The organism is Cellvibrio sp. (genome assembly GCF_053579595.1).
In genome coordinates, this window is record NZ_JBRFPI010000280.1 from 1 (window position 1) to 6,024 (window position 6,024).

Sequence of the window (6,024 nt, forward strand, 5' to 3'; positions counted from 1 at the left end):
CCGGTTGGCAGTGTTCTTCCGTTCAGGGTCACCATGTTGTAATCAGGACCAAAGCCGCGAACAGTAATGCGCGAACCTTCACCATTAGTACGGTCGATAGATACACCGGTGATGCGCTGCAAAGATTCTGCAAGGTTGGTGTCGGGGAATTTACCCATGTCTTCAGCGTTGATCGCGTCAACCACACCAGCGGAATTGCGCTTGGTGTCCATTGCGCGTTCCAAGGAAGCGCGAATACCGGTAACAGTTACTTCTTCAACAACTTCATCTTGTGCGACTGAATAACCACTGAAACCAGTGACGACGGTAGACGCGATAACACTTGCGATGAGTTTCTTTTTGAAATGTGCTCTTGTGTTCATGGAGCTCTCCATTGGATTAATTATGGTCAGGATTTTTATCGGTACTGCATACCGGTTTAATCGTCCCGGGAGCTGGGACAATCAATCCGGATTCACCTTGTCAGCAAGATGATCTGGTCACACTGAGCACTGTGGCTCGTCTCCTTATTACCATTGCCGTGTTGTATTTATGACTTAAAAAGTAGCTCGTAGCGTCAGCATGGTTGAATACAAGTATCATATGTTCATATTGACTACAACAAATTGACTCGCATTGGCACACAAAAGTTAGGAATTGTTACGTCAGGCCACACATTGGCGCATAAAATAACTCGCCGGTAGCACTTTAAAAGGGTTTTTAATTAGTAAAAAAGCGAATTGTGCAGGGAACATAACAGAGAATAGCTATCAGGCCGTAAAGCAGCGAGATGACGACAATACATTTTTGCTAATAAAAATAAATTCATTAGCAACTTTTTTGGTCCGCCTACAGGACTCTGCTGCGGAAGTAGAGATGTCGAAATAGCCCGATCTAGTGATCGGGCTTTTCAAAAGGCAGGATATTGATAACTTGAACGGCGTCTTTTTTGTCTGCTTCTGTTTGGTTGACCCGCGTTTCCAGCTCCCGTGCAACGGGCTTGAAGTGCATCTCCTCTTTATAGCCGCAGGCGACGCACTCGCGATAATCTTTGCCTCCGTCGTTATAGACAACCAGCTTGTCCATTTCTGAACAGCGCGGGCAAACCGCGCCTGCGACAAATCGGCGTGTAGTACTGTAGGCCATCAGGCTGCCTCCCCGGTGATGCCACTGTGACGCAAGAGCGCATCTATTTCAGGTTCGCGGCCGCGGAAATTTTTGAACAGTTCCATCGGCGCTTTGCTACCACCTTGTTGCAAAATTTCCTGCAGGAAGCTCTCGCCCGTTTGCGCATTAAAAATGCCTTCCTCTTCAAAACGCGAGTAGGCATCGGCCGATAATACTTCCGCCCACTTGTAGCTGTAATATCCGGCCGCATAACCGCCCGCAAAAATATGGCTGAAGCTGTTTTCAAAGCGATTGAACACAGGAGGACGAATAACCGCGACCAGATCGCGCACTTCATTTAATACTTGCTGCGCGGATTTTGGCGCGTCCGGATTGTATTCAGCGTGCAAGCGGAAATCGAACAGTGAAAATTCAATCTGGCGAATCATTTGCAAACCGGATTGGAAATTTTTTGCTGCGAGCATTTTATCGAGCAAGTGTTGTGGTAGCGGCTCACCGGTTTGGTAGTGACCGGAAATTAATGGAATCGCCTCCGGCTCCCAACACCAGTTCTCCATAAATTGGCTGGGTAACTCAACGGCATCCCAAGCGACGCCGTTAATTCCACTCACGGCGGCCACATCAATTTGCGTCAGCATATGGTGTAAGCCGTGACCGAATTCGTGAAACAGTGTGGTGACTTCATCGTGTGTGAGCAGCGACGGCGTAGTGCCCACCGGCGGTGTAAAGTTGCAGGTTAAGAAGGCGACCGGTAATTGCACACCCGTTGCGGTTTTCCTGCGCACGCGGCAATCGGCCATCCAGGCTCCGCCTTTTTTCTTATCGCGGGCAAACAGGTCGAGATAAAAACTGGCTACCTGCGCGCCATTTTTGAAGATGTGATAAAAGCGCACGTCAGGATGGTAAGTATCAAATTCGGCAATCTGTTTTACTTCAATCCCAAACAAACGCTGCACCACGTCAAACATACCGGTGATAACTTTCTCCGCCGGAAAATAGGGGCGCAATTCTTCTTGCGACACAGAGTATTTCTCCACGCGCAGTTTTTCGCTGTAATAAGTAGTATCCCAGGCTTGCACATCCGCACAGCCATTGCGCGCTGCAAATTCGCGCAATTCTGCGTAATCGCGTTCGGCATAGGGTTTGGATTTTTGCGCAAGCTCCGTTAAAAATTGCAGCACCTGTGCAGGTGATTCCGCCATCTTGCTCGCCAGTGAGCGCTCGGCATAATTTGCAAAACCCAACAGCTGTGCAAGTTCATGGCGCAAGGTGAGTGTTTCAGCAATCAATGGAGTATTGTCGAACTCTGCTGCTGAACTGCCGTCCGCCTTTTTACCTGTGGCTGATGCGCGAGTCACATAAGCAGTATAAATTTCTTCACGCAGTGCACGATTATCAGCATACATAATCACTGCGTAGTAAGACGGAAAATCAAGTGTGATCACGTAACCCGGCAGTTCTTTTTGTGCTGCTGCCTGCGCCGCTTGCGCAAGTGCGGATTCAGGCAGTCCCGCCAGCGCGTCTGCGTTATCAAATTGTTTAAACCAGGCTTGGGTTGCATCCAATACATTATTGGAAAATTGTGTAGCAAGTTCCGACAGGCTCTTTTGAAATTCGCCAAAGCGTTTTTTATTCTCATGATTCAACGCGGCACCACCTAAAGGAAAATCGCGCAGTGCGTTATTGATCGTTTGCTGCTGCGCTTGCGGCAGCTGTGCAAATTCGTCGCTGTCGGCCAGCTGTTGATAGGCCTTATAAAGGGCTTCGTTCTGGCTGAATTCGGTCGAGTAGTCGGTCAGGAGTGCGACACTTTCGGTATAGGCTTTGCGCAATTCTTCGCTGTTGGCAACCGAATTTAAATGACTGACAGGCGCCCAGGCTTGATCCAGTTTATCGCCCTGCTCTTCCAGTGGCGCAACCAAGGTGTTCCAACTCGGAGTAGGTAAATCGGCGAGCAGCTGCGCAAGCTGTGCGCGGCCCTGCTCAATTAATTCGCTAATCGCCGGGGTTACATGCTCGGCGGCGATGGCAGAAAAAGGGGGCAATGTATGGTTTGCTAATAGCGGGTTGGTCATGCGGCTTGCTCCGTGGGGCGAAAATGGGGCGGGGTTTGACGTATCATACACCCATCGATTTCTACACCTATTAATGATCAGGGTTTTCAGGAGCATATCTATGGGCGCGATAAGACATTACCAAGGCCACTCACCACAATTAGGTGCGCGAGTATTTGTCGATGAATCCGCCGTCGTCATTGGCGATGTGGTACTTGGCGATGACGCCTCCGTCTGGCCTTGCGTAGTGATCCGCGGCGATATGCACAAAATCCGCATAGGTGCGCGCACCAGCGTGCAGGACGGCTCGGTACTGCACATCACCCACGCGAGTGATTACAACCCCGCCGGTCATCCATTAATCATTGGTGACGATGTCACCGTCGGCCATTCTGTTTGCCTGCATGGCTGCACCATTGGCAACCGCGTATTGGTTGGCATAGGTTCGACTATCCTTGATGGAGCTGTAGTGGAAGATGAGGTGGTCATTGGCGCCGGTTCGCTGGTGCCGCCGGGCAAGCGGCTCGAATCGGGTTTTATGTATATGGGCACACCGGTAAAACAAATCCGCCCGCTCAAGGAAACCGAAAAATCGTTCTTTTTATATTCGGCCAATAATTACGTGAAGCTTAAAAACACTTACCTCAACGAGGTGTAGCACTAACACTAATGCAAACGTATTTTTTACATGGGTTAGTGATTGCTTGCCTGGCTTTTTTGACTGCTGGTGCACTGGTGCAGACAACATCAGCCGAGCCAATCAATCTGACACCGCAAGCAAACAGTGTGTATGTGGTGCAGGATCACCGCTGGGCGCCGTTGGCGTTTCGCAACCAGCAGGGTGAACCGGATGGATTAATTATTGACATCTGGCGCTTGCTCGGCCAAAAAATGCAGCGCCCGATTGAATTTGAATTGCTCGATTGGCAACACACCCTGCATAAAGTGCGTGACTCCCAATTGCATATCCACGGTGGTTTACTGCGATCAGAAGAGCGTGCAACTTATCTTGAATTTTCCAACCCGTTGTTGCAATTGCGCGGTGCGCTGTTTGTCGATAATAAAAAATTGGCCAACGCGCTCGATATCACCGATCTTAATAGTGTGCAAATAGGTGTGATTGCAGCAGGTTATGAAGAAGAATTTTTAACCACGCATTATCCGCACTTGAAAGTGCGCCTGTACAACAATAATGAACAATTGGTGGAGGCAGCTACGCGCGGTGATATCCATGCATTTGTTGCCGATTATCCGGTGGGTATGTACTACCTTGAGCGGCTCACTACCCCCGACAAATTTCGCGTACTCAGTGTGCTCTACTCGCGCAGTGTGCACGCCGCTGTAGCGCGCGGAAATAAAATTGCACTCAAGGATATTAATGATGCACTCGCACAAATCACGCCGGAGGAAATGACGGCTATCACCCAGAAATGGATTAATCGTGAAGAAATACCGGTAATCTCCTGGGGCTGGATTTTGCTGCTCAGTGGAGGTTTGGGCGCAATCATTATTGGTGTTTTGCTGCATCACAACAAAACCCTCGCACGAAAAATTGCCGCGCAAAATACCGCGCTGAAAGAGCGCGAGCAGCAAGTCGATTTGCTCACCAGTAATATGACTGACTGGGTGTGGACGGTGAATGCACAGAATTGTTTTTCTTACGTCAGCCCGTCTGTAACAAAATTACTGGGCTATACGCCAGAGGAACTGCTTAATCAAAATATGAGCATTGTGTTGCACCCGAATGATCATGAGCGCGCCTACGCCCAATATGCACATGTGCTTGCAGCCGCGCGGCGCGGCGAATTTAATGGTTATCGCGATTCCATTGCACGCTTTGATTTGCAACATAAAAATGGCCAGATGATTTGCACTGAAGCTGCCGTGCGCACTTTTTTTACACCAGTCGGTGAATTCGCCGGTGCCCAGGGTTGCTCGCGCGATATCGGTGAACGCAAGCAGGCAGAAGACGTTATCCGCCAAATGGCATTCTATGATCCACTCACCCAGTTGCCCAATCGCCGCCTGCTTAATGACCGTATCCAACAGGCGATGGCCGGTTGCAAGCGCCATCGCCAATATTGCGCGGTGTTGTTTCTTGATCTCGATAATTTTAAATACGTGAATGACAATTACGGCCACGACAACGGCGATTTGTTGCTGCAACAAATTGCCCAGCGCTTGTCGTCAGGAATCCGCGATAGCGATACCCTCGCGCGTTTTGGCGGCGATGAATTCCTGGTAGTGTCCGAACAATTAAGCCAGGAAGTGGACACAGCAAAACATCAGGCATTATTAATCGGCATAAAAATGCTGGAACTATTTGAGCGGGATTTTTTATTACATGACGCCCGCTGCCATATTACCACCAGCATTGGTATCGCATTATTTAATGATGATTCACGCTCAGTTACCAGCTTACTCAAACAAGCGGACATCGCCATGTACCAAGCCAAAGCTAATGGTCGCAATCGCTGCGTAGTGAGCGACGCGTCTAACCTACCCAGCTAATTTGCCTCACACTATCACAAGGAGAATTGATTTATGCCTACCCGCTACACCCTACCTGTCTGCAATACCGATGGTTCGCTGTCGCCCGAACAATTCCCCGTTAATAAAATTATTTGCATCGGCCGCAACTACGCCGAGCACGCGCGCGAAATGGGCCATGATCCTGAGCGCGAACCGCCGTTTTTCTTTTTTAAACCACAAAGCGCACTGGCACAAAACAATACGGATTTTATTTATCCGCATTTTTCGCAACAGGTTGAGCATGAACTTGAATTAGTGATTGCGATTGGAAAATCTGGAACGCAAATTCCCATCGCCGATGCAGCAGATTATGTGTGTGGTTTTGGTGTAG

At 49.3% G+C, this 6,024-nt stretch carries 6 protein-coding genes; 3 read left to right on the forward strand and 3 right to left on the reverse strand.

Annotated elements, in window-relative coordinates:
- The 3 genes from ACWA6V_RS15630 to prlC form a co-directional block, all read right to left on the reverse strand.
- Positions 1-362: TonB-dependent receptor plug domain-containing protein (locus ACWA6V_RS15630; protein WP_449523361.1), on the reverse strand; the 362-nt coding region annotated here is incomplete at its 3' end.
- A 511-nt stretch (positions 363-873) separates the two neighbouring features.
- Complete coding sequence (locus tag ACWA6V_RS15635; protein ID WP_310074795.1) at positions 874-1,125, reverse strand: YheV family putative zinc ribbon protein; 252 nt, start codon at positions 1,123-1,125, stop codon at positions 874-876.
- Positions 1,125-3,182 carry an oligopeptidase A gene (gene prlC, locus ACWA6V_RS15640; RefSeq protein WP_449523362.1) on the reverse strand — a complete coding sequence of 686 codons (2,058 nt, stop codon included), beginning with the start codon at positions 3,180-3,182 and terminating at the stop codon, positions 1,125-1,127. The genes ACWA6V_RS15635 and prlC overlap by 1 nt, the downstream gene beginning before the upstream one ends.
- Before the next feature lie 100 nt (positions 3,183-3,282).
- Here prlC and ACWA6V_RS15645 point away from each other — a divergent pair, with 100 nt between their 5' ends.
- The 3 genes from ACWA6V_RS15645 to ACWA6V_RS15655 form a co-directional block, all read left to right on the forward strand.
- The gene (locus ACWA6V_RS15645; protein WP_449523363.1) at positions 3,283-3,819 is read left to right on the forward strand and encodes a gamma carbonic anhydrase family protein; all 537 of its coding nucleotides are present in this window, start codon (positions 3,283-3,285) and stop codon (positions 3,817-3,819) included.
- A gap of 77 nt (positions 3,820-3,896) precedes the next feature.
- Positions 3,897-5,672, forward strand: coding sequence for a diguanylate cyclase domain-containing protein (locus ACWA6V_RS15650; RefSeq protein ID WP_449523364.1), 1,776 nt, complete (start codon positions 3,897-3,899; stop codon positions 5,670-5,672).
- Positions 5,673-5,705: 33 nt separating this feature from the next.
- A partial coding sequence (locus ACWA6V_RS15655; protein WP_449523365.1) for a fumarylacetoacetate hydrolase family protein occupies positions 5,706-6,024 on the forward strand: 319 nt, incomplete at its 3' end.

What these genes read in the sequence shown, in the direction of transcription:
- prlC (WP_449523362.1), bottom strand. Translation starts at nt 3,182, where the DNA reads ATGACCAACCCGCTATTAGCAAACCATACATTGCCCCCTTTTTCTGCC.
- ACWA6V_RS15645 (WP_449523363.1), top strand. Translation starts at nt 3,283, where the DNA reads ATGGGCGCGATAAGACATTACCAAGGCCACTCACCACAATTAGGTGCG.
- ACWA6V_RS15635 (WP_310074795.1), bottom strand. Translation starts at nt 1,125, where the DNA reads ATGGCCTACAGTACTACACGCCGATTTGTCGCAGGCGCGGTTTGCCCG.